General features: G+C 74.4%; 3 protein-coding genes. 1 reads left to right on the top strand and 2 read right to left on the bottom strand.

Annotated features, from left to right (window positions below):
- Positions 1-278, bottom strand: a 278-nt coding sequence (locus tag AOK09_RS41525; RefSeq protein WP_217698539.1) for a hypothetical protein, incomplete at its 3' end; no start/stop codon positions are given.
- Here AOK09_RS41525 and AOK09_RS36365 point away from each other — a divergent pair.
- Positions 277-1,071, top strand: a complete 795-nt coding sequence (locus AOK09_RS36365; protein WP_055591437.1) for a phytanoyl-CoA dioxygenase family protein — start codon at positions 277-279, stop codon at positions 1,069-1,071. The genes AOK09_RS41525 and AOK09_RS36365 overlap by 2 nt on opposite strands.
- A gap of 19 nt (positions 1,072-1,090) precedes the next feature.
- Here AOK09_RS36365 and AOK09_RS36360 read toward each other — a convergent pair whose 3' ends face one another.
- Positions 1,091-1,939 carry a DMT family transporter gene (locus AOK09_RS36360; protein ID WP_055591438.1) on the bottom strand — a complete coding sequence of 283 codons (849 nt, stop codon included), beginning with the start codon at positions 1,937-1,939 and terminating at the stop codon, positions 1,091-1,093.
- Positions 1,940-2,303 lie beyond the last annotated feature (364 nt).

Genomic DNA, 2,303 nt, shown 5'->3' with positions numbered 1-2,303 from the left:
CGCTGCATGTCGATGGACCAGGCGGACGCCGCGCGCCCCCACCTTGGCACCACCCCAAGGACGGTTTCCACCGGAACCACTGCATCGGCACAACTCCAAGTCACCTGCACGGCGCGCTCGTTGACGGCTGCGCGCGGCCTGAGCCCTGCATCCGGGGCGCCCACCGGCAGGCCGGCCGCGGTCGGACCGAAGGAGAGCGCAGGCTGGTGGGGGCGGGCGGTTCCGGCCGCTGAAAACCCTTTGCCCGGGGCCTCGGGTCCGCCGAGAATCGCGCGCATGGCCGAGGTGCTGACAGGCGAGCAGGTGGAGCGATTCGTCACCGACGGCTTTGTCAGGCTCCCCGGGGCGTTCCCGCGTGCCGTGGCGGAGGAGTGCCGGGCGTTCCTGTGGCGGGAGACCGGGCTGGACCCCGAGGATCCCTCGACCTGGACCCGGCCGGTCGTGCGGCTGGACGGCTACGGGGGCGGACCGTTCCGGGCGGCGGCCTCGACGGAGCGGCTGCACGGCGCCTTCGACCAGCTCGTGGGCGCGGGCCGGTGGGTACCGCGCGACGGACTCGGCACGTTCCCGATCCGCTTCCCGCACCCCGACGATCCCGGCGACGCCGGGTGGCACATGGACGGGAGCTACACCCCCGAGGGCGAGTCCGGGTACTGGCTCAACCTGTGGTCCCGCGGCCGGGCACTGCTGATGCTGTTCCTCTTCTCCGACGTCGACGGCACCAGCGCGCCGACCCGGATCAAGGTCGGCTCGCATCTGGACGTGCCGCCCCTGCTGAAGCCCTTCGGTGAGCCCGGCGTGGAGGGCTTCGCGTTCTGCGCCGCCATGGACGCCGCCGGCAGGCTGGACGCACCGGACCGCCCTACGGCGCTCGCCACCGGCCGGGCCGGGGACGTCTATCTCTGCCACCCGTTCCTGATCCACGCCGCCCAGCCGCACCACGGCACCGTCCCCCGGTTCCTCGCCCAGCCCCCGCTGCTGCCTGTCGGCCCCCTGCACCTGGAGCGCCCCGACGGGGCGTACTCCCCCGTCGAGCGCGCGGTGCGGCTCGGACTCGGCATGGGCGCGTAGGGACGGCACCGCACGGGTGTCAGGTGCGGCCGCGCCGGCGGGAGAGCGCCACGCCGCCGAGGCAGAGGGCGCCGCCCGCGAAGGCCAGGGGAGCGGGGACCTCGCCCAGCGCCAGCCAGGACATCAGCACCACCAGCGCCGGTACGGCATAGGTGGTGGCCCCCATCCGGCCCGCCGTGGTGCGGGACAGGGCGTACGCCCAGGTGGTGAAGGCCAGTGCGGTCGGGAAGATCCCCAGATAGACCATGTCCAGGGTGGCCGACACCGGCGCCCGCACCACCTGGCCGGCCAGTTGCCCGGCGAACGGCAGACACACCGCCGTCCCGGTGAAGCAGCCGAACGCCGTGACCTGGAGCGCGGAGGCATGGCGCAGTGCGGGCTTCTGCGCCACCACACCGCAGGCATAGGTGACGGCGGCGGCCAGGCAGAGCAGTACGCCGGCCACCGGCGCGCCACCGCCGTGGGAGGAGGCGAGCCCGACCACCGCCGCTCCTGCGAAGGAGACCGCCATCCCCGCGAGGAGTCGCGGCGGGAAGCCCTCCTTCAGCAACAGCCCTCCCAGCAGGGCGATCAGGATGGGCCCGACGTTGACCACCAGGGCCGCCGTGCCGGCGTCCACGGTGCGCTCGCCCCAGTTGAGCAGCACCATGTAACCGCCGAACCAGAGCACCCCCGAGGCGGCGATGCCGGGCCAGGCAGCGCGCGGCGGAAGCCCGCTGCGGCGGACCAGACAGATCACCGCGAGCGTCAGCGACCCGGCGAGCAGCCGGCCCAGGGCCAGTGCACCCGGACCGTAGTGCCCGGCCGCGCCCCGGATCCCCACGAACGCCGAGGCCCACAGCACCACGGTGACCGAGGCCGCGGCCATCGCCCGGCGGTCGCTGCGGCCTCTGTGCTGGTCCGTCTCCGGCCGCGTCGCGGTCACCTGCACCCCTTCCTTGTCAGCTGTCGGATCCCACCGTAGAGGCCGGGTCCGACACCGCCCGGGGGAGAGTCTGGGCCGAAGCCGTGCGCCGGGCGGGCGCAGCGGGCTCTGCAGCGTAGGCTCGGCCGTCGCGATGCAGGTCAGACGCACGGGGTGCGTGCGGCTGGGACACCGTCCGGGAGGTGTGATGGCGCGGCTGCTGGTGGACGGTGACGAGCTGGTGGTCCGCCTGTCGTGGTGGGAGGGGCTGCTGGCGCGGCGGCGGGAGGTGCGGGTGCCGGTGGCAGCGGTGCGCGGGGTGCGGGTG

This window comes from Peterkaempfera griseoplana, assembly GCF_001418575.1.
GTDB classification, from domain to species: Bacteria; Actinomycetota; Actinomycetes; order Streptomycetales; family Streptomycetaceae; genus Peterkaempfera; species Peterkaempfera griseoplana.
Note: the sequence above shows the minus strand (reverse complement) of the source record. Positions and strands in the feature narration are given on the sequence as shown.